Here is a 22177-nt window from a genome sequence, read left to right on the forward strand (position 1 = left end):
GGCGCGGTCGTGCACATCGGGCACTATATCTCTGGTGCGGGGCATCTTGGGCTGATTGGCTGGTTGCTGTTCGGCGGGATGTTCACGTCTTCGCCGCCAGAGATGGAGGTGACCGAGGTCTCTATCATCTCGTCGCAGGAATATGCCGCGCTGGTGCAGGCCGCGCAGCCTCCCGAAAGCACGGTCGAGGTCGCGGCACCGCCCGCGCCGGACCCTACGCCCGAACCGGTACGCCCGACGCCACCGGCGCCCACGCCGCCTGCGCCGGAACCCGATCCGATGCCCGCGCCCGTGCCTGACCCGGACCCTGCCCCTGTGCCGGACCCCGTCCCATTGCCAGAGGTGGTTGAAACCCCGCCTGCGGTGCAGACGCCCGCACCGGCGCCGCAGGTTCTGGCGCCGCAGGCGTCGGTTCGACCAAAACCCCGGCCTGCACCACGCGTGGCGCCGACCCCGGTGGCCGAGCCTGCGCCCGATGCCCGGACCGACACCCGCGATACGACAGCGACCACACCGGATTTCACCGCGGAAGCCGCGCAGCCGGAACAGGAACAGTCCGCCCAGCCCGAAGCCACGACCGAAATCGTAACCGAGGCGGAAGAGCCCGCCAGCGCCGCGCCCACCGCGTCGGTGCGCCCGAAAACACGGCCGTCGCGCCCGACAGCAACCCAGCAGGCGGCCACGGCTGAAACACCCGATACCAGCGCTGCGGTCAACGCTGCGCTGCAAGCGGCCCTTGGCGGCGGCACGACCGATCCCAAACCCGACGTGCCCACGGGCCCGCCGCTGTCGCAAGGCGAACGCGACGCGTTGCGCGTCGCGGTGCAGCAATGCTGGAACGTCAACGTCGGTAGCCCGGCGGCCGATGTGACCGTGGTTCTGGGGATGGCGATGGACCGAAATGGCAAGGTAGAGCCCGGATCTCTGCGTCTGCTCAGCAGCGAAGGCGGGTCAGGGCAGGCTGTTGATATTGCCTTTCAAGCGGCCCGCCGCGCGATCCTTCTGTGTCAGGGGAACGGCTATGAATTGCCGATCGAGAAGTACGACCAGTGGAAGGACATTGAAATGACCTTCAATCCTGAGAAGATGAGGTTGCGATGACACGAATTCTTGCCCTTCTGATTGCAGCGCTGGCGATGCTGGGGGCCGCGTTGCCTGCGCTGGCCCAAAATGGACCGCTTCGGCTGGAAATCACCGAGGGTGTGATCGAACCGATGCCCTATGCGGTGCCGGATTTCGTGCCTGAAAACCCCGCCGCTGCGCAAATGGCGGAGCAACTGGCGCGGGTGGTGGCCGATGATCTGACCGGTACGGGCCTGTTTCGGGAAATTCCGCGACAGGCGCATATCAGCACGATCACCAGCTTCTCCAGCCCGGTTCAGTTCGCCGACTGGAAGACGATCAACGCGCAGGCGCTGATATCCGGAGCGGTCACGGTGAACGGCACACAACTGGTGGTGAAGTTCCGCGTCTACGACGTGTTCGCCGGTACTGAACTTGGCAAGGGGTTGCAGTTTGCCGGCACAACCGAGAGCTGGCGCCGGATGGCCCACAAGGTGGCTGACGCGGTCTATGCCCGGATCACGGGCGAAGGGGGCTATTTCGACAGCCGCGTTGTCTATGTCAGCGAAACCGGCCCCAAAAATGACCGCCGCAAACGGTTGGCGATCATGGATTACGACGGCGCCAACGTGCAGTATCTGACAGACAGCAGCGCCATCGTTTTGGCACCGCGCTTTTCGCCGAACGGCGATCAGGTCCTTTACACCAGCTACGAATCCGGGTTCCCGCGCATCAAGGTTCTGAGCGTCGGGACCGTGGCCAGCCGCGTTCTGCAGGCGCGCGAAGGCACGATGAGCTTTGCGCCGCGCTTTGCCCCCGATGGCCGCACGGTGATCTATTCGCTGACCACCGGGTCGAACACCGACATCTATGCGATGGATCTGAACACCGGTAGCGAACAGCGGCTGACGAATACCCCGGCCATTGAAACCGCGCCCAGTTTTTCGCCGGACGGTCAGCGGATCGTCTTTGAATCCGACCGGTCCGGGACCCAGCAGCTTTACATCATGTCCGCGTCTGGCGGAGAGGCGCAGCGCATCAGCTTTGGCGAGGGGCGCTATGGCACCCCGGTCTGGTCGCCGCGCGGCGACCTGATCGCCTTTACCAAGCAGCACAAGGGCCGGTTCCATATCGGTGTTATGCGGGTGAACGGCAGCGAGGAACGGCTGCTGACCGCGTCCTTCCTGGACGAAGGTCCGACATGGGCGCCGAACGGTCGGGTGATCATGTTTACCCGTGAAACCCAAGGTGCCTCGGGTGAGGCGTCGCTTTATACCGTGGATGTCTCTGGACGGAACCTGAAGCGGGTACGGACCCCAGACGGCGCGTCCGACCCAAGCTGGGGACCGCTGCAATAAGCGTGACACCCGGGATTCCGCGCAGCGCAGTGCTGTGTTACAAGAACAGAAAGAACGAGCAGGACAAAACCATGACACATCTTTCCAAGGCAATTCTGTTGACTGGCGTTCTGGCGCTGTCGGCTTGTGCGAATGCTGATCGGTTCGGGCCGGACACCGGTGCCGGCGGCGCCGGCACCGGCTATGACAGCGGTCTGATGGATGGCCCCGCGCCCGACACGCCGGCCTATTTCCAACAGGCGGTTGGCGACCGGGTGTTCTTTCTTGTCGATCAGTCGGACCTGAGCGCCGAGGCACGGGTGACGCTGGACGGGCAAGCGGCGTGGCTGTTGTCGAACAGCGATTACCTGGCCGTGATCGAAGGCCATGCCGATGAACAGGGCACCCGCGAATACAACCTTGCCCTCGGCGCGCGGCGAGCCAACGCGGTGATGGAATACCTGATCTCCAAGGGGGTCCCGGCCGACCGTTTGAAATTCGTCAGCTACGGCAAGGAACGCCCGATCGAGATCTGTTCCGAAGAATCCTGCTATGCCAAGAACCGCAGGGCCGTGACGATTATCTCGGCCAGCTTGCTGGGCTGAAGCGAAAGGACGACCCCCGATGCTGATGCGCGCTTTGAGTTGCCTGGTCTTTCTCGCCGCTACCCCGCTGGCGGCACAGCAAACCGGTACGCTGGCCGATATCCGTCAGGATCTTGCGGTTCTCTCGGTCGAAGTGCAGCGTCTGAAGACAGAACTGTCGACCACCGGCGGCAGCAGTGTCGGGGTGTCCGGCAGCACGCTTGATCGCCTGACCGCGATTGAAAGCGAACTGCAGCGCTTGACCGGGAAGACCGAAGAGCTGGAGTTCCGCATCAATCGCGTGGTGCAGGACGGCACGACACAGATCGGCAACCTGGAGTTCCGGGTCTGCGAACTGGAGCCGGGCTGCGATATCGGCAATGTCGGCATGCCCGCGCCACTGGGGGGCGGAGAAACGACGGCTGTGAACCCGGCCCCAAAACCGCAGACCGGCCCGCAATTGGCCGTCGGGGAAGAAGCGGATTTTCGGCGAGCGCAGGAGGCGCTCGCCGAAGGTGACTTTCGCAGCGCCGCGGAAAAGTTTGCGGCCTTTCGCCAGACCTACCCGGGCTCTCCGCTAGAACCAGAGGCCCTGCTGGGGCAGGGGAAGGCGCTGGATGGCGAAGGCGACATTCGTGAAGCGGCGCGGAGCTATCTTGCCGCCTATTCCAACTATCCCGATAGCGCTGTCGCACCCGAAGCGTTGATGCGCCTGGGGGCGTCGCTGGGCGATCTGGGCAAAATCCCCGAGGCTTGCGTGACCCTGGCAGAGGTAGAAGGCCGCTACCCGGCCTCGCAAGCGGTGGCAGAGGCGCGCGACGCCATGGCCGCCCTTGGCTGCCAGTGACAGGGCTGGACCTGCAACAACAGTTCAATGACAACATGGGGCAGCTTCTGGGCCCCGATTTCCCGTCCGACATCGCGCTCGCCGTCTCTGGCGGCGGCGACAGCATGGCGATGCTGTACCTCGCCCACAATTGGACGCGTGTTTATGGCGTGCGGCTGTGGGTGGTGACGGTCGATCACGGGTTGCGTGCGCAAAGCGCGGCAGAGGCCGCGATGGTGGCCGAGGAATGCCAGGCGTTGGGCTGGCCCCACGCCACGCTGCGCTGGCACTGGGACGGGCAGGGCAACCTGATGGACGCCGCCCGCCGGGCACGGCTGTCGCTGATTGATCGGTGGCGCGGGCCCATCGCGCATGTGCTGATGGCCCACACTGCCGATGACCTTGCCGAAACGTTCCTGCAACGGCTGAAGCGCGGCTCTGGCGTGGATGGCTTGTCGGCGATGGCCGCGCGCCGGCGCGTCCGGCCGCAGCCCGGTGACCGAACGGTTCTTGCCGACGCGGATATCACAGCAACGCACATGCCGCCGCTGCCTGCGCGTCGGGTCGCAGGAGAGCCCGCCTATTCGCCGGATTTTGAAGTTCTGCGTCCGTGCCTGGACATGCGTCGGGAGCATTTGCGGCACTATCTGAAAACCCTGCGGGGGCGGTGGGTCGATGACCCGAGCAACGATGATCCGGGATTTGACCGGGTGCGGATGCGGCGGTTGTTGGCGGAACTGGAAGGCCACGGGCTGGGTGTCGAAACGCTGGCCCCCACCGCGCGGCGCATGGCGCGGGCGCAGGTCGCCTTGCGGGCCCGTGCGGCGCAGGTCTGGGCCGCAATCGGGCAGGAAGATCGGGATGCGGGACATATCCTGTTCGACCGAACGGGGTTCTCGGAGGTCGAGGAAGATACGCAGCTGCGCCTTTTGGCGGCGGCGCTGCAATATGTCTCAACGGCGGAATACCGCCCGCGGCTGGCCACGCTCGAACACTTGCTGGATCGGCTTCTGTCGGGCGGCGCGGGAACGCTGCACGGCTGCGAAGCGCGCTGCGAACGCCGCGCGATCCGGGTCTACCGTGAATTTTCCCAGGTGGCCGACACCGCGGAACAGATCGGCAGTTCAACCGTCTGGGATAAACGGTGGCGGATTTCAGGCACGGATTTCAACGGCCTGACCGTTCGCGCGTTGGGAGAGGACGGTTGGGCACAAGCTGGCGACAAACCCGAAACCGCGCCGCCTTTTCACGCCGCGCGCAGCCTGCCGTCGGTCTGGAGCGGTGACCGCCTGGTCTGGTGTTGGCCCGTTGGCGTCGGTGACCGGGGCAGGATTCTGCCCGGCGCGTCAAATAACACCGCCTCAGACTTTGGAACCTTTCTTCTTTCGCATTGAACCGGCCCGCTGCATGTCTATGTTATGGGCCAATTGCGCCACCACGGGGTGGGCGCGGAAGATGTCAGGAGACTTTCCTTGGGCAACGCAAGAAACATCGCCTTCTGGGTCGTTCTATTTCTGTTGATTATGGCCCTGTTTCAGGTGTTCAGCGGCAGCGGGAACACGCTTCAGTCCCGCGAAGTGACCTATACAGATTTTGTAGACGCGGTTGATGACAGCAAGGTGTCGTCGGTGACGCTTGATGGCGAAACCATCCGGTATCGCAGCACCGACGGGAACGACTACGTCACCGTCAAACCCGAGGATGCGTCGATCACCGACAAGCTGGTCGAAAAGAACATCCCGATCCGGGCCGAGCGTCAGCAACAGTCGGGTTTCCAGACGTTCCTGATGTCGCTTCTGCCCTTCCTGCTGTTGATCGGTGTCTGGATCTATTTCATGAACCGGATGCAGGGCGGTGGCAAAGGCGGCGCCATGGGCTTTGGCAAGTCCAAGGCCAAGCTTTTGACTGAAAAGCATGGCCGCGTGACTTTTGATGACGTGGCTGGCATCGACGAGGCCAAGGACGAACTGCAAGAGATCGTCGAATTCCTGCGCAACCCGCAGAAATTCAGCCGTCTTGGTGGCAAGATCCCCAAGGGCGCGCTGCTGGTGGGCCCTCCGGGGACCGGTAAGACGCTGCTGGCACGCGCCATCGCGGGCGAGGCGGGCGTGCCGTTCTTCACCATCTCGGGCTCTGACTTCGTGGAAATGTTCGTGGGTGTCGGCGCGTCGCGTGTGCGTGACATGTTCGAACAGGCGAAAAAGAACGCGCCCTGTATCGTCTTCATCGACGAAATCGACGCCGTGGGCCGGAACCGGGGTGCCGGGATCGGGGGCGGCAACGATGAACGCGAACAGACGCTGAACCAGCTGCTGGTGGAAATGGACGGGTTCGAGGCGAACGAGGGCGTGATCATCATCGCGGCCACCAACCGCCGCGACGTTCTGGACCCCGCGCTGCTGCGACCCGGTCGTTTCGACCGCCAGGTCACCGTGCCGAACCCCGATATCAAGGGGCGCGAAAAGATCCTTGGCGTACACGCGCGCAAGACCCCGCTGGGTCCCGATGTCGACCTGCGCATCATTGCGCGCGGCACGCCCGGCTTCTCGGGGGCCGATCTGGCGAACCTCGTGAACGAGGCGGCGCTGATGGCCGCGCGCATCGGTCGTCGCTTTGTCACCATGGAAGATTTCGAGAACGCCAAGGACAAGGTGATGATGGGCGCAGAGCGCCGGTCGATGGTGCTGACGCCCGAGCAGAAGGAAAAGACCGCCTATCACGAGGCAGGGCATGCCGTTGTCGGTCTGACGCTGCCGCAGTGTGATCCGGTCTACAAGGCAACGATCATCCCGCGCGGCGGTGCGCTGGGGATGGTGGTGTCTTTGCCGGAAATCGACCGCCTGAACTGGCACAAGTCCGAGTGCGAAGAAAAGCTGGCGATGACCATGGCGGGCAAGGCTGCCGAGATCATCAAGTACGGTGAGGAAAACGTGTCGAACGGTCCGGCCGGTGACATCCAGCAGGCCAGCGCGCTGGCCCGGGCGATGGTGCTGCGCTGGGGCATGTCCGACAAGGTCGGCAACATCGACTATTCCGAGGCGCACGAAGGATACCAGGGCAACACCGCTGGCCTGTCGGTTTCCGCGCACACCAAGGAGATGATCGAGGAAGAGGTCAAACGCTTCATCCAGGAAGCGTATGACCGTGCGTTCCAGGTTCTGACCGATCACAAGGAAGAATGGGAGCGCCTGGCCAAGGGCCTGCTGGAATACGAAACCCTGACCGGGGAAGAGATCAAGCGCGTGATGAACGGCGAGCCGCCGCACGCGGGCAAGGACGAACCGGACGAGGATGCGGACAAGCCCAGCCTGACCGCCGTGCCCAAGACCAAGCCCAAGGCCAAGCCCGCGGGGGATGGTGATCTGGAGCCCGAACCCTCGGCATGACCGGCGCACCCGGTAGCAAGGACTGGAACCCTGGAACCTATCATCGGTTCCAGGGTTTGCGTTTGCGCCCCGCCATTGATCTGCTGAGGTCGGTTGGCCCGCTGCCCGATGGCAACGTGATCGACGTAGGCTGCGGATCTGGCGCCGCCGGTCCGGCGCTGGCGCAGCTGGGGCGGCATTTGACCGGTGTCGACACCTCGCCCGCGATGCTGGACGAAGCGCGGGCAAATGGGTCCTACGATGCGCTGGAGCACGCCGATGTCGCCGCATGGACACCCGATGCGCCGCCCGCGCTGATTTTTTCCAACGCCGCGTTGCACTGGGTGCCGGACCATGGCGCGCTGATGCCGCGTCTTGCCGGGTTGCTTGCGCGGGGGGGAACACTGGCGGTGCAGATGCCGCATCAAAACAACGCCCCGTCGCACCGGCTCTGGCGGTCCATCTGCGAAGAAATGTTCCCGGGCCGTGTCGATTTCGACAACGGGCCATCGGTCTTGTTGCCCGCGCAATATCACCACATGCTGGCCCCCCTTGGGCAGATGACCCTTTGGGAAATCGAGTATTACCAGGTTCTGCCTGCCAGCAGCGATGGCCATCCTGTCCGGCGGTTCATCGAATCCACCTATGCGCGTCCGATCCTGAACGCGCTGGAAGAACCGGAACAGACCCGCCTGATCCGCGCCTACGAGGACGTCATCGGCAAAGCCTATCCGTCGCTGCCCGACGGCAGCGTCATGTTCCCGTTCCGCCGGATGTTTTTCACCCTGACGGTTTGATCTTTCCGAAAGCGTCGCCATGCCCGCATTGAAACCCACAGATTTCATCGCCCGTATCGTCTGGCTTGGTCTTGTTCCCGCCGATGGCGGCTTGCAGGCCGAGGCGCGGGACAACCTTGTGTTGGGGTTTGACGGTATTCCGGGGGAAAAGCATGGTGGCTTGACGCGGGCATCGTGCAGCCGGGTAATTTCCCAGCATCCGCGCGGGACCGAAATTCGCAATGCCCGGCAAGTGTCCATCGCATCGGCCGAAGACCTGGCCCTGATTGCCGCCGACATGGGGCTGGACGCGATCCGCCCGGAATGGATCGGGGCATCTATGGTGATTGAAGGCATCCCCGATTTCAGCCATGTGCCGCCGTCGTCGCGTCTGCAAGGGCCGGATGGCTGCGCGATCGCCGTGGATATGGAAAACCGCCCTTGCCACCTGCCGGGGCGTGAAATCGACAAGGATGCGCAGGGCTTTGGCGGCAAGTTCAAGCGCGCCGCCCGGTCGCGGCGCGGCATTGTCGGCTGGGTCGAACGGCCCGGCACGCTGCGCATCGGTGACGAACTGCGCCTTCATGTGCCCGATCAGCCGGTCTGGGCACATCTGGACCAGGCCCGGGGCTGACCGGAAACGGGCGCGCAGGTTTCCGATTGGAAGCACCCGTTGCGGCCCGCCGCCGCAACCACCGCCGGAAATGTCGGATTCGCCGCCTACAAGCCTTGTCTACGACGGTATGCATTCGTCACAACGTCGCAGAATACAGGGAGCCGCGACCATGGCCTTCAAGACCGACATCGAAATCGCCCGCGAAGCGAACAAGAAACCGATCCAGGACATCGGTGCCAAGCTGGGCATCAGCAGTGATCACCTACTGCCCTATGGGCATGACAAGGCCAAGGTCAGTCAGGATTTCATCAATTCTGTACAGGACCGGAAGAACGGCAAACTGATCCTTGTCACCGCGATCAACCCGACCCCGGCGGGCGAAGGCAAGACCACGACAACCGTGGGTCTTGGCGACGGGCTGAATGCCATCGGCAAAAATGCCTGTATCTGCATCCGCGAGGCCAGCCTTGGCCCGAACTTCGGGATGAAGGGCGGTGCCGCTGGTGGGGGATATGCGCAGGTTGTGCCGATGGAGGACATGAACCTGCACTTCACCGGCGATTTCCACGCCATCACGAGCGCCCACAACCTTCTGTCGGCGATGATCGACAACCACATTTACTGGGGCAACGAACTGGAAATCGACGAGCGCCGGGTGAGCTGGCGCCGTGTGCTGGACATGAACGACCGCGCGCTGCGTGATACCGTCGTCAGTCTTGGCGGGGTCGCCAACGGCTTTCCGCGGCAGACCGGTTTCGACATCACCGTCGCGTCCGAGGTGATGGCAATCCTGTGCCTTGCGACCGATCTTGAAGACCTGCAACGCCGCTTGGGTGACATGATCGTGGCCTATCGCCGCGACAAGTCCCCGATTTATTGCCGCGATATCAAGGCTGACGGCGCGATGACCGTGCTGCTCAAGGATGCGATGCAGCCGAACCTTGTGCAGACCTTGGAAAACAACCCGGCCTTCGTGCACGGTGGGCCGTTCGCCAATATCGCGCATGGCTGCAATTCCGTCATCGCCACCACCACCGCGCTGAAACTGGCAGACTACGTGGTGACCGAGGCGGGGTTCGGCGCCGATCTGGGCGCTGAGAAGTTCATGAACATCAAATGCCGCAAGGCCGGTCTGGCGCCCGATTGTGTCGTGATCGTTGCTACCGTCCGCGCGATGAAGATGAACGGCGGTGTCGCCAAGGCGGACCTTGGGACCGAAAACGTCGATGCGGTGCGAAAGGGGTGCCCGAACCTTGGCCGTCACATCGCCAACGTCAAAGGGTTTGGCGTGCCTGTGGTTGTGGCCGTGAACCATTTTGTCACCGATACGGATGCCGAAGTCGCTGCGGTCCAGGCCTATGTCAAGGAACAAGGCTCCGAGGCCATTGTCTGCAAGCACTGGGCCGATGGCTCTGCCGGCGTTACGGAACTGGCCACCCGGGTCGCCGAGTTGGCAGATTCCGGTGTGTCGAACTTTGCGCCGCTCTATCCCGACGAAATGCCCTTGCTGCAAAAGATCGAAACCATTGCCAAGCGGATTTACCACGCAGACGAAGTGTTGGCCGACAAGGGCATCCGGGACCAGTTGAAGGCATGGGAAGAGGCGGGCTATGGCAATTTGCCGATCTGCATGGCGAAAACACAGTACAGCTTTTCGACCGATCCGAACCTGCGGGGCGCGCCCACCGGCCATTCTGTCCCGGTCCGAGAGGTTCGCCTGTCTGCGGGTGCCGGGTTCATCGTGGTGATCTGCGGTCAGATCATGACCATGCCGGGCTTGCCCCGCGTTCCAGCGGCAGAGAATATCCGCCTTAGCGCTGACGGCCAGATCGAAGGATTGTTCTGATGAACCGTGCCGGCCTGATTGCCGCGCTTGTCCTGAGTGCCGCCCCGGCGTTTGCCGGCGACTGGTTCCAGCACAAGTTCGGGGAACTTCGGTCCTATCACGGGGATTGGTTGGCAGTCTGCAACGATGCCGGCGCGGGACCCTGCCGCGCCGTGCAAACCGCGGTCGACCCCGGCTCGGCCGCGTATTTCGACCAGCGCCTTGCGGTGCACCGGATCGACGGCACCCCCGATTGGGCGGTGGAACTGATGGATCGCGGCATGCCCGATGCCATCGAAAGCCTGCGTTTCACCTTTGACGGCGTCGCGACGGACGTGCCGTCGGGGGCGTGGAAGTCGGGCGAGCTGGTCTATGCCAACGTGGCGGAAACCGTAACGATTACCGATCCGACCATTGCCGCAGACCTTGTGGCGAAAATGAAGGCTGGCAATCGGCTGATGATTTCCTATGCGCCGCAGGGTAGCGGCGATGGGAGCGCTGCCGTTTCCTTGCGCGGCATCACGGCCGCCGCCAATGCGATAGAAGCCCGGGTACTGCCCCGGCAGGAATAAGGATACTCCCCATGACCGCACAGATCATTGATGGCAAGGCGTTCGCTGCCCGCGTGCGGGCCGACGTGGCCGTTCATGTGACCCGGCTGAAGGCTGATCACGGCATTACCCCCGGTCTGGCCGTCGTTCTGGTGGGTGAAGACCCGGCAAGCCAGGTCTATGTCCGGTCCAAGGGCAAGCAGACTGTCGAAGCGGGGATGAATTCCTACGAGCACAAATTGTCTGCCGACACGTCACAGTCCGACCTTTTGACGCTGATCGACCAGTTGAACACCGATCCGGCAGTGCATGGCATTCTAGTGCAACTTCCGCTGCCCGGGCACCTGAACGAAGACCTTGTCATCAATGCCATCGACCCCGTGAAAGATGTGGACGGGTTCCACATCTCCAATGTGGGTCTGCTGGGTACCGGGCAAAAGGCGATGGTGCCGTGCACGCCGCTGGGGTGCCTGATGATGCTGCGCGATCATCACGGGTCGCTGTCAGGTATGGATGCGGTCGTGATTGGGCGCTCCAACATCGTGGGCAAGCCGATGGCGCAACTGCTTCTGGGCGACAGCTGCACCGTGACCATCGCGCACAGCCGGACGAAGAACCTGGCCGACGTGGTGCGCCTTGCCGATATCGTGGTTGCCGCCGTTGGTCGCCCGGAAATGGTACCGGGCGATTGGATCAAGCCGGGCGCAACCGTGATCGACGTTGGCATCAACCGCGTCGACGCGCCGGAGAAGGGCGCGGACAAGACCCGTCTGGTGGGGGATTGTCATTTTGCCAGCTGTACCGAGGTTGCGGGCGCGATCACGCCCGTACCCGGCGGGGTTGGACCAATGACAATTGCCTGCCTGCTGGCCAATACCGTGACCGCCTGTTGCCGCGCCAACGGCCTGCCGGAACCCGAGGGGCTGACTGCCTGACGGCAGCCCCACCTAGCCTCGGGTTTTCGGGATCGGCACCATGGTGCCGGTCATTAGGGCGATCTGCTTTTCGCGCCCGTCGGTCACCGCGAACACCTCTGACAGGACAACGATCAAACGCTTGCCCGGGCGCACGACACGGCCCCGCGCGATCAGCCGGTCGCCCACGGCGGGGGCCAGAAGGTTGATCTTGATTTCAGAGGTCACGACATCGCTGTCCTCGGGAAGCAATGTCAGCGCGGCATAGCCTGCGGCGCTATCGCCGATGGAAAAGGTCAGCCCGGCATGGCCGAACCCCTGCTGTTGGGTCGCAAGCGGCAGGATCGGCGCCGAGATCTCGATCTCTCCGGGCGCGACGCGGGTCAGTTTTGCGCCCAGCGTCTGCATCATCGCCTGCCGGTCAAAGTTTTCGCGGATTCGGATGTCGAGATTGGTCATGGGGTCACTGACCACGGGTAAGCGTGCCACGCAAGGGGGCGAGCCTGTGCACGGGCAACCGGGCCATGGCGCTGCCGGTCAGGATCACCTCTGCTGCGGGCGACATCAGTCCGGCAAGGGCTGGCGCATCGACGAAAAGCCCCCCGGTATAGGCCCCATAGGCCGGCAGGATCAGCCGTCGGTCGTCAAACAGGAAACAGGGCCGCGCAACGGCCCGACCACGCAACGCCAGCCGAACCTTGGGGTGGTAGTGTCCCGAGACCTCGGCCGCCGCCATCGGGGTCGCGATGTGACGAAAGACCAGCCCGCCTTGCGCAAGCTCTGCCCGGTGACTGCCGCCAAGGTTGACCGGCCCGGGATCGTGGTTGCCAGCAATCCAGACCCAATCAACCCCCGCCTGCATTCGTGTCAGCAACAGCAGATCCGCCTCTGGCAGCACTGTGTCGGCATCAAGGAAATCAAAGCTGTCCCCAAGGCAGATCACCTGCCGCGCGCCTGTGGCGGACAGGTCGTCTGACAGCCGCGACAGAGTTTCGCGCGCGTCATACGGCGGCAGCGCCGCGCCGCCCAGCCGAGCCACCCGGGCAGACTTGCCAAGGTGAAGGTCGGCCACGATCAGACAGCCGGGGTCCGGCCAGAACAGCGCGCCGGATGGCAATGCTCGCAGATCGGCATCGGCAAAGGTGAAGGGCAGGGTGTTCATGTTGCGTTCCATGCCGCGATCCTGCGCAAACCGCAAGTCCCAAGGCCACCGCGCCCGTGCAAGGCGTGCCCGCCAGCGGTACAGGGATTGGGAAAATCCGCCTGAATCGTTGACAATAGTGGTGCAAAGATTGTGTCTTTAAAGAAAAAAACAGGGACGGGTCGCGTGCTGGCAGGACAACCCTGCCACAACGCCGGTTTGGAGGCATGCTGAATGTCGGGGGTCTGATCGGCCTGCCGCGCATCTTTCGTAGATGCCTGACCGCTATTACTGTTTGACGTGCCTTTGCCGTCGGCCCGCCATGGGTCGGCATCCAACGAACGAAAGCGTGGACAGATTTGATGGTCGCATTCCTGGTGGTACTTTTCGGCATCCTGCTGCCTTCGGGCATCATGGCGTTTTCGGCAGGGAATGCGAACCTGCAAAGTGTGCTTTCGCTGTCTGCCGGGGCAAGTGGGTTTTCCCTGATGGCCATCAACATGTTCCTTGCCACCCGGCCCCGCGGGATCGAGGCGCTGGCAGGCGGCCTTGACCGGCTTTACCAACTGCACAAATGGACTGGTGTCGGGATTGTCGTGTTCATCCTGTTTCACGAGTCGGTCGGCATGGATTTCGACGGTGAAATCGTCACCTCCGGTCTTGCCAAGACGGCCGTCGATGCGGCCGAACTGGTCTATCCTGCTTTCCTTGTCCTGATCGCGGTCAGTTTTTTCAAACGCATCCCGTATCAGAAAATCTTCAACCGCGATGTGTTGCCCTATCATTGGTGGCGCTGGTCGCACCGGGTATTGGGGGGCTTGTTTTTTGTGGTCGTGTTCCACCAGTTCTTCGTCAAGGTGCCTTTCACCATGAACGCGTTGGCGGGACAGTACCTGAACACGATGGCGCTGATCGGTATCCTCAGCTTCCTTTATACCCAGTTTCTGGCGCCGTTCCGCGCGCGGGGCTATACCATCACGAGGGTGGAAAAGCACCCGGCTGCAACGATCATTGATGCCAAGCCGAAGGGCCGCGGCATCCGCCCGCGCCCGGGGTCTTTTGCCGTAATCTCGATTGCGCGCAGCGGGTTGCGCGAACCACACCCGTTCACCGTGTCGGGGTCTGGTCCGAATGGGGAAATCCAGTTTTCGATCCGGGGTCTGGGCGATTACACCCGTCGAATCCGCGAAACCGTGCAGGCAGGCGATAAGATGTCGGTCGAGGGCGGTTATGGCCGGTTTGACTATCGCAAGGGCAAGCAAGACCAGCTTTGGGTCGCCGGCGGCATCGGCATTACCCCTTTCCTGGCCTTTGCCGATGCGCTGACAGGTGCGGAAAACCGGACTATCCGTCTGGTCTATGCCGTGGCAAAACCGGAAGAGGCGGTGGGTCTGGACAGGCTGAAGGCCGCGGCGGAACGCTGCCCCGGGTTCAGTTTCGACCTGCATGTCAGTTCGACAGACGGACGTCTGAACGCCGAGGTTCTGGCAAGCAAGGCACCGTTCGACCTGACCCGAGCCGGCTTGTGGTTTTGTGGCCCCGCCCCCATGCGCGCGGCATTGATTTCAGGGCTGAAGCAACTGGGGAAATCCCCCGCGGCGGTCCATTTCGAAGAATTCGAGTTTCGTTGAGAGGAAACGCGGTATGAAACATATTTTCCTGACCGGGATCGCGGCTTGCGCGCTGGCCTCTGCCAGCGCCGCCAGCACCGGAGAACTGTTTGCCGACGGCGAATTCGCGGGCTATCAGCCCAATATCGAAAACGGCAAGGTGATCTTCAACGCTGCCGGATGCGCCACCTGTCACGCGGTCGATGGCGACGACACCATCCTGGCCGGTGGGCAGGCAATCACGACAAAATTCGGCGACCTGTTCGCCCCGAACATCACCGCCGACCCGAAGGAAGGCATCGGGGGCTGGACCAATGCCCAGTTCCTGAACGCCTTGATGCGGGGTGTCTCGCCCGACGGCGATACGTATTTCGGCGCGGTCTTTCCCTATCCGTCCTATGCCCGGATGAAGCCCGAAGACGCGCTGGACCTGCGCGGCTACATGGCGACGCTGCCCACATCGGACGCGCCGTCGCGTGAACACGACATCAGCTATATGAGCCAGACGATTCTGGATCTGTGGTCGTCAGGCCGCGACCCGATGACGCCAATGGCCGATGCGCAGATGGCGCGTGGTCAGTACCTTGTCGAAGCCGTCGGCCATTGCGCCGAGTGCCACACTCCGCGCGACACAGGCTATGGGTTCAAATACGAACTGGATATGTCACGCCCTTATCAGGGCGAGGTCGGGCTGCTGGGGGAATACGCCCCCGACATCACCGGCGCGCGGCTGAAGAAATTCGGTGCCGCTGCCTTTGTCGTCGGTGCCATGGCCGAGGCGAAGAAGCTGAACGGCAACCCGATGACCGCGCCTTCCATGCGCCGCATCGCGCGGCTGACGGCCAACCTGCCGGTGGAAGACCGGGCCGCGATCTATGCCTACCTGACCGGCGAGGCGGTGGACCCGGCAGCCTTCCCGCAGGCGGCAACCGCCCCGGTGCAGGTGGCCCAGAGCATCGCTGCGTCCACACCCGGCGTTGTGGTGTCCGATGCTGCGCCCGCCGCGACGGATGTCAACATCATCCCCGACCTGACCGGCGCCAAGGCGCTGATGGCGCGGGTCGATGCCTATTGTGAATCGCAAGAACCGGTGCAGCCCGAACTGGCGCCAGCCCCGGCCCCGGTGGCCGCCGTGGCTGCAGGCCCCGATCCGGCGCTGACGAAACAGGTCGACCAGGTGATCGAAACCTATTGCCGCAGCTGCCATGCACCTGGCAAGACCTATGCCACTGCCTTCCCGACCGGCGATATCGCCGACATGCCGTTTGACGAAAAAATCCTGCGCAAGGGCGATCCGGACGCGTCGCCGCTCTATGAATCCATCGCCTCTGGTCGGATGCCCTTGGGCCTGAAGATGAAGCCGGAAGAGGTGGATGCCCTGCGCCAGTGGATCGTCGCGCTTGGCGCCACCCCCGCGCCCGTCGCCACCCCCGCACCGGTGCAGGCGGTCGAACCCGCCGCCCGTCGCGATGCGGTGGCGCGTCCGTTGTTCGCGGGGTTCACGCGCAACGAACGGATGCTGGCCATTGCCGCCGACATCAATTCCGTCGAAGAACGCGACCGCCGGTTCATCCGCTATATCTCGTTCGCCAACACCCCCCTCGCCGAGGTCGATTGTTCCGAACAGGGCGCGCTGCGCAACCCGATGCACTACCTGCATGCGGGCTTCAACAAGTTCATCAACTCTGCCTCGACCGGTCCGCGCCCGGTGCCGATCACCCCGGTGGACGGGACCGAAGGCGCCATTGCCCGCATCGACCTGCGCGACTATGGCTGGGATGACGACCACTGGGCCGCGATCAGCACCGGGGTCTATACCGACCATGCGCGGCGTTCCGGTTTTGACCCCGCAGCCTGGCAGGACCTGGCCCGGGTCTATCCCTATGCGGTCGATCCGACCTCTGACCCGCTGCTCAAGGTGATTGCCGATGCAACCGGCGCGCCGGTGCCGCTGATGCGCGCCGACTGGATCACCCACGTCGTGTCCGAGGCGCCGTACTATGACATCCTGCTGGGTCTGACCGAACAGATCGCGGACCTGGAACACAGCATGGGCATCAATGTCGAACGCGAGATCCTGTCGCGTCGGATGATCCGTTCTGCCATGTTGCCGGGAGCGTCTGGTGTGTCCGATCACAACCGCATGCTGGAACGGTTCGACCTGCCCCGTGGCGGCTATTACTGGAAGTCCTACGACTTCGCCGGTGACGTGGGCGAGCAATCGTTGGCGCTGCACCCCGATGGCCCGGACGGCATGAACGGCACCGCTTCTGGTTTGCCGCCCTTCGAACACGACGGCGGGGAAATGATCTTTTCGCTGCCCAATGGTCTGCAAGGTTACTACCTGTCGACCAACAAGGGCGACCGTTTGCTGGTTGGTCCGGCGTCGATCGTGTCCTTCCGTACCAAACCCATCGGCAAGGGCGTGGAAATCGAAAACGCCCGGTCGTGTTTCGATTGTCACGCCAACGGCATGATCGCCAAGCGCGACCAGATGCGTGACCTGCTGATGAGCTCTCAGCGGTTCTCGAAGGACCAGTTGGACATCCTGACCGAGATCTATATCGACAACGACCGCCTGTCGGACATCTTCCGTCGGGACAGCACCGCCTTCCTGACCGCGCTCAGCCAGTTGAACGCGACCGAGATCAACGCCGCAGGCCGGATGACAAGCCTGAACGCACCGGATTCGGTGGGGGGTGGGGAAATCGTCACCTACCTTGCCGACATGCATTTCAACGCGCTGGATTTTGTGACGCTGGCGCGTGAATTCCACATGGATATCGACACGTTCAAGCAGCGCGCCCGCACCCTGGGCGATCCGACCCTGACGGTGATCGTCAACGACTGGATCGGTCGACTGGAAGGTGGGGCCAAGGTGCACCGCAGCGAACTGGAACTCTACTACGCCGATATTCTGGAACGCATGACCGATCTGCATGCCTATCGCGGTGGGGCGGTCCATGTGGCAGGCTATCAGCCCGAACCGGTGGCGCCTGCGGCCTATGAACAGCGGGTCGAACAGGCGGTGCATGCCGCAGTGGCCAAGCAGGCCGATCCGTATCAGCCAGCGGTGACCGCGCCGGTGACATATGCGCCGCCTGCGCCGCCCCGGGCCGACCGGCTGACCCTGTCGATCAACGTCCCCCGGACCGAGGTTTACGTGAACGACCTGCTGGAATTCACCGTCAGCGCCAACCAACGCTGCGAGTTGCAGATGTTCTATGTCGAGGCGACCAAGAACATCGAGGAACTGCCACCGCAGCTGCTTGGGCCGGCGTTCCTTGAACCGGGAGAGGTGCGCCGAATCCCCTACGACGGGTCGGGTCTGCAAATCCGGTTCGACGAGCCGGGAAAGGGCGAAACCATGCTGGCCTTCTGCCGGGTCGGTGGCCTTGGCTCTGCACGGATGACCGCGTCGGGCGCGCTGGATTATGCCAAGTCGCACTTCCAGCCGCTGACACGCGGGATTTCCATCGAAGCGGCCAAGAAGGTGGCCGAGGATGGCGGTGCCAGCGCCACCAACCACGTCACCTTCAACGTGCTGCCGTAAGGAGGAGGGCAATGAAACGTACAGGTCTTCTTTCTGTGGCGGCCTTGTCCGGCCTGGCCAGCCCGGCTTTTGCAGACGCGTGTTCCGATGCCCTGTCCCGCCTCAACGCCAGTTATGGCGGTGGGCAAGCGGCGATCTCCGCCGCTGCGGATGCGCTGAAAACCGGTGGGGCCTGCAACATTGAAACGGTGCTTAAGGCGATGCGCCAGACCTCTGCCGTGATTGCCCGCAAGGCCGGCGGGCTTGTGGCCGCGGGTGATCTGCAAGGGGCCGAGGCGATGCTGGCCAGCGCCCCGGCGCTGCATTGGGCGGTGCAGGCGGTGCGCGCCGATATCGCCGCGGCCCGTGGCGACCGGCAGGAGGCCGCGCAGCTTTACAACGCCGCGCTTGATACGATCACCGACCCCACGCTGACCGACCCCGATGCACGCCTTGTACCGGTGGCCGAACGGATCACCCGGCTGGCGCAGGAAAACATGATGCTGGCCGGGACGCTGTCGTCCTCGGTCACGCGGGGCGGGGCGGCCAGCGGCGTGCTGAAATCTGCCGTAAGGGGGATCTCGATCGAGGCGGCAGGTACCCAGCCGCCCGTACCGCCGCAGCCGGTGGCAGACAACGGCTACGCCCGCCCGCCGACGGCCCCGGCCACGGGGTACGCCGACGGGCAAACCGGGGGTGAGACACCGATGCCCGCATCCGACCCCTACGCCGGTAAACCCACGGCCGACTATGCCGTGGCAGATGGCGCGGCCAAGGCCAACAAGGCGATCTTCCTGCCGATCCGTTTTGCCTTCAATTCCGCCGATCTGGACGTGCAGGGCCTGTACGAGGCGGAATCGGTCGCGGCCTTCCTGAAGGCCAACCATCTGAAACAGATCACGCTGGTCGGTCATACGGACGAGATCGGCTCGGACGCGTTCAACCTGGACCTGTCGTTGCGTCGCGCGCAGGCGGTACGGGATTTCCTGATCCGGTCAGGGGTTACCGCCTATATCGCGGTCGAGGGGCAGGGTGAGCGTCAACCGCCCAAGCTGGTCGATCCGACCATTTATTCCGACGAGGAACGCCGCGCCATTGCCCGGAGGGTGGAACTTGTCCTGCAAGGCTAGGATCGCGGCGCTTGCCCTTGGCCTGACTTGCGCCGTCCCCGCGTGGGCGGCGCAGTTCGGTCTTGTGGTGGGGATCGACGATTACCGCCATTTCCAGAAATTCCCGGTCCCTGCAGGCGAATTGTCCGATCTGGAAGGCGCGGTCAACGATGCGCTGCGCATCGCCAGGGCCATGCGGCAGATGAAGATCGACCTGCCCGACAGCCGCCTGCTGATTGACGCTGCCGCGACCGAACAGGGGTTCCTGAACGCCTGGCGGTCGATGCTGGCGCAGGCCGCGCCGGGGGATACGCTGATTGTCACCTTTTCCGGCCATGGCGGGCAGGAAAAGGAAATCGCCGCCCCGTTCGATGAAACCACCGACGGGCTGGACGAAACCATCATGTTTCACGATTTCGACCCGGCCAACCCGCGCATCGGGCGGCTGTCCGATGACCAACTGCGCGAGGTCCTGTCAGAGGCGGCGGCCTTCAACGTGATCTGGGTGATGGACAGTTGCCATTCCGCCGGGCTGACGCGGTCGGCCAATCCCGGGGCGATTGGGCTGACCCGCAATGGCGGGGTCTGGGATATCCCCGTCGAACCGGTCGAGGGTGAGGTTCAGGCGACCCAGGGCGACGACGAAAGCGACGCGCTGCCCAACGTCACCCAGATCCTGGCCACCGCCAGCGAAGACCGGCTGGTGACCGAAACCCGGTTCGACGACCGCCCGCACGGCGCCCTGTCGTGGTTCTTTGCCGAGGCGATCACCGGCGCCGCTGATACAAACGGCGACGGCGTCATGACCCGGGCAGAGATCGCGGATTTTCTGGAAGACCGGGTGTTCACCCACATGAACCAGAACCAGCAGCCACGCATCTTGCCGCGTGGGGACGCAACCCGGTTGTTGTCGCTGACCGGGGCCCCGCCGCCCCCGCCCCCGGTGCAGGGCGGGCTCGACGGCGTACCGATCAAGTTCGTTGGCGCACCGCCGCCAGGGCTGGCAGAGGGCAGTTTCAAAATTGTCGACACCTCGCCCAAGCTGGTGTTCCAACAAACCGCGGCGGGCTGGGACGTTTTCAATCACACGGGGGATCGCGTCACATCGATCCGGGACAACCCACAACGCATGATCGCGCGTGCCCGCGCACTGGATCACCTGCAAGACGCCAAGAAACGCGACGTGCCGCCGGTGCGCATCACGCTTGGCCAGGATGCGACGACGCAGCGGATCGGCAGCATCGTGGGGTTCAGCTTTACCCCGCCGACGCCGGACCACGTGTTCCTGACCCTGTTCAACATCGCCAGCGACGGAACGCTGCAGTACCTGCACCCTGGTGCGGGCCCGGCGGAACGGCCTGTCGACGCGCAGGGCTTTCCGATCCGGTTCCAGGTCACGCCGCCCACCGGGGCGGACCAACTGGTCGCCGTTTTCTGCACCCGCCCGCCCCTGGACCTGCGCCGGGCGCTGCAACAAATGGACGGGCAGACCGTTCCGGCCGACGATACCCTGCCCGGATTGCTGTCGCGTGGCGATTGCCAGGTCGGGATGACCGGGCTTTTCACGGAAGGATAAGGGATGTTGGTGCGCCTTGTATGGGTTCTGCTTGCGCTGACGCTTGGTCAGGTGGCCAGCGCGGCGGACCGCGTTGCGCTGGTGATTGGCAATTCGGCCTATCAGAACGCCAGCCGGTTGGCGAACCCCGCGAACGATTCCCGCGCAATCGCCGACAAGCTGACGAGCCTGGGGTTCGACGTGACCCTGCAGGAAGACCTGAACGGGCAGGGAATGCGCATGGCGTTGGGACAATTCGCGGAAAGCGCGCTGCGCGCCGATGTCGCGCTGGTATTCTATGCGGGCCACGGGATCGAGATGAGCGGCCGCAACTACCTGATCCCGGTCGATGCCCAGATGCGGTCCGAGGCGACGGCGCAATTCGAGGCGCTGGCGCTGGACGACGTGATTTCCGCCGTCAACCAGGCCGGGCGGCTGGGCATCGTGATGCTGGATGCCTGTCGTGACAACCCGTTCGCAAGTGCGATGCAGCGCAATTCCGGCACCCGGTCGATGTCGCGTGGTCTCGCCCCGATCTCGGTCGAGGGGCAGGATGGGCTGGTGGTCAGCTTTGCCGCGCAGGAAGGCAGCACCGCGGCCGATGGCGATGGCCAGCACAGCCCCTATACTGCCGCGCTGTTGCAGGTGCTGGACGAACCGGGGCTGGAGGTCGGGCGGGTTTTCCGCAAGGTGCGCGCACAGGTGCGCGAGGCGACGGGCGGTGGCCAAGTTCCTGTCGAACGCACGCAACTGCCAGACGAGGCGATCTATTTCGTTCCCCCCGGTTCAACCGTCGCGGTCATGCCCGGTGTGGCCCCGGCACCTGCTGCGACCGTCCTGGTGGCCGATCCGATGACGGTGTACCTTTCCGCGGTGCAAAGCGGGCAACCGGACCCCTTGGCCAATTTCATCGCTGCCTATCCGGACCACCCCCGCGCCGATGACGCGCGGGCGTTGCTGCTGTCTTTGCAAGACGATGCCTACTGGACGCAGGTCAAGAGTGACGGCAGTGAAAGCGCGCTGCGCCGCTACTTGATCGCCTTTCCCGACGGCCACCACCAGGCAGAGGCAGAGATGCGCCTTGCCGCGCTTGCGCCGCCGAAGGCTCCGGCTGTCCCTGCGCAACCAACGCCCCTGCCACCGCAGACCCAGCGCGGTGATGGTGCCGCACCCAGTTTGGGCCGCGCCAGTTTCGATTGCGGCAAGGCGCAGACCACCGTCGAACTGGCGATTTGCGGCAATGCCACTCTTGCCGATCAGGACGGTACGCTTGGGCAGGCCTACAAGACCGCGCTGTCTCGGGGGTATGTCACGCGTGCCGAACAAGTGCTGTGGCTGAAGCTGCGGGAAACCGTTTGCGCCGGGGTGGGCTAG

Annotated in this window: 18 protein-coding genes; 16 read left to right on the forward strand and 2 right to left on the reverse strand. The window is 63.8% G+C overall.

The window, feature by feature from the left end:
• Positions 1–9 precede the first annotated feature (9 nt).
• From VK792_RS00245 to folD, 11 genes are all read left to right on the forward strand, one after another.
• Positions 10–1101, forward strand: coding sequence for a cell envelope biogenesis protein TolA (locus VK792_RS00245; RefSeq protein ID WP_326295139.1), 1092 nt, complete (start codon positions 10–12; stop codon positions 1099–1101).
• Complete coding sequence (gene tolB, locus VK792_RS00250; RefSeq protein WP_326295141.1) at positions 1098–2420, forward strand: Tol-Pal system beta propeller repeat protein TolB; 1323 nt, start codon at positions 1098–1100, stop codon at positions 2418–2420. The genes VK792_RS00245 and tolB overlap by 4 nt, the downstream gene beginning before the upstream one ends.
• A 71-nt stretch (positions 2421–2491) precedes the next feature.
• Positions 2492–3004 carry a peptidoglycan-associated lipoprotein Pal gene (gene pal, locus VK792_RS00255; protein WP_326295143.1) on the forward strand — a complete coding sequence of 171 codons (513 nt, stop codon included), beginning with the start codon at positions 2492–2494 and terminating at the stop codon, positions 3002–3004.
• Positions 3005–3023: 19 nt separating this feature from the next.
• Complete coding sequence (gene ybgF / locus VK792_RS00260) at positions 3024–3830, forward strand: tol-pal system protein YbgF (RefSeq protein ID WP_326295145.1); 807 nt, start codon at positions 3024–3026, stop codon at positions 3828–3830.
• Positions 3831–3841: 11 nt separating this feature from the next.
• Positions 3842–5203 (forward strand): tRNA lysidine(34) synthetase TilS, encoded by a 1362-nt coding sequence (gene tilS, locus VK792_RS00265; protein ID WP_494337869.1) that lies wholly within the window; start codon positions 3842–3844, stop codon positions 5201–5203.
• 78 nt (positions 5204–5281) lie between these two features.
• Positions 5282–7195 carry an ATP-dependent zinc metalloprotease FtsH gene (ftsH, locus tag VK792_RS00270; RefSeq protein ID WP_326295147.1) on the forward strand — a complete coding sequence of 638 codons (1914 nt, stop codon included), beginning with the start codon at positions 5282–5284 and terminating at the stop codon, positions 7193–7195.
• On the forward strand, positions 7192–7971 hold the full coding sequence (locus tag VK792_RS00275; RefSeq protein ID WP_326295149.1) for a methyltransferase domain-containing protein: 780 nt from the start codon (positions 7192–7194) through the stop codon (positions 7969–7971). Before ftsH ends, VK792_RS00275 begins: the two co-directional genes overlap by 4 nt.
• A gap of 19 nt (positions 7972–7990) precedes the next feature.
• Positions 7991–8584: an MOSC domain-containing protein gene (locus VK792_RS00280; RefSeq protein WP_326295150.1), complete on the forward strand. Its 594-nt coding sequence runs from the start codon at positions 7991–7993 to the stop codon at positions 8582–8584.
• Positions 8585–8735: 151 nt separating this feature from the next.
• A complete protein-coding gene (locus VK792_RS00285) occupies positions 8736–10412 on the forward strand; it encodes a formate--tetrahydrofolate ligase (protein WP_326295151.1) in 1677 nt (558 codons plus the stop codon).
• Positions 10412–10963, forward strand: coding sequence for an invasion associated locus B family protein (locus VK792_RS00290; protein ID WP_326295152.1), 552 nt, complete (start codon positions 10412–10414; stop codon positions 10961–10963). The genes VK792_RS00285 and VK792_RS00290 overlap by 1 nt, the downstream gene beginning before the upstream one ends.
• An 11-nt stretch (positions 10964–10974) precedes the next feature.
• On the forward strand, positions 10975–11877 hold the full coding sequence (gene folD / locus VK792_RS00295; protein ID WP_326295153.1) for a bifunctional methylenetetrahydrofolate dehydrogenase/methenyltetrahydrofolate cyclohydrolase FolD: 903 nt from the start codon (positions 10975–10977) through the stop codon (positions 11875–11877).
• A 12-nt stretch (positions 11878–11889) separates the two neighbouring features.
• Here the strand turns inward: folD and VK792_RS00300 are convergent, their stop codons facing one another.
• Complete coding sequence (locus VK792_RS00300) at positions 11890–12315, reverse strand: PaaI family thioesterase (RefSeq protein WP_326295155.1); 426 nt, start codon at positions 12313–12315, stop codon at positions 11890–11892.
• Positions 12316–12319: 4 nt separating this feature from the next.
• Complete coding sequence (gene pdeM, locus VK792_RS00305) at positions 12320–13018, reverse strand: ligase-associated DNA damage response endonuclease PdeM (protein WP_326295497.1); 699 nt, start codon at positions 13016–13018, stop codon at positions 12320–12322.
• 341 nt (positions 13019–13359) lie between these two features.
• Between pdeM and VK792_RS00310 the strand changes: the two genes are divergently transcribed.
• From VK792_RS00310 to VK792_RS00330, 5 genes are read left to right on the forward strand one after another with little or no spacing between them, the layout of a single operon-like run.
• The gene (locus tag VK792_RS00310; RefSeq protein ID WP_326295156.1) at positions 13360–14628 is read left to right on the forward strand and encodes a ferredoxin reductase family protein; all 1269 of its coding nucleotides are present in this window, start codon (positions 13360–13362) and stop codon (positions 14626–14628) included.
• 13 nt (positions 14629–14641) lie between these two features.
• Positions 14642–18160, forward strand: coding sequence for a cytochrome c (locus tag VK792_RS00315; protein WP_326295158.1), 3519 nt, complete (start codon positions 14642–14644; stop codon positions 18158–18160).
• An 11-nt stretch (positions 18161–18171) separates the two neighbouring features.
• A complete protein-coding gene (locus VK792_RS00320; protein WP_326295160.1) occupies positions 18172–19269 on the forward strand; it encodes an OmpA family protein in 1098 nt (365 codons plus the stop codon).
• Positions 19253–20824: a caspase family protein gene (locus VK792_RS00325; RefSeq protein ID WP_326295162.1), complete on the forward strand. Its 1572-nt coding sequence runs from the start codon at positions 19253–19255 to the stop codon at positions 20822–20824. The genes VK792_RS00320 and VK792_RS00325 overlap by 17 nt, the downstream gene beginning before the upstream one ends.
• A 3-nt stretch (positions 20825–20827) precedes the next feature.
• A complete protein-coding gene (locus VK792_RS00330; protein WP_326295163.1) occupies positions 20828–22177 on the forward strand; it encodes a caspase family protein in 1350 nt (449 codons plus the stop codon).

The sequence above is a fragment of the Mesobacterium hydrothermale genome (assembly GCF_035818635.1).
GTDB classification, from domain to species: Bacteria; Pseudomonadota; Alphaproteobacteria; order Rhodobacterales; family Rhodobacteraceae; genus Mesobacterium_A; species Mesobacterium_A hydrothermale.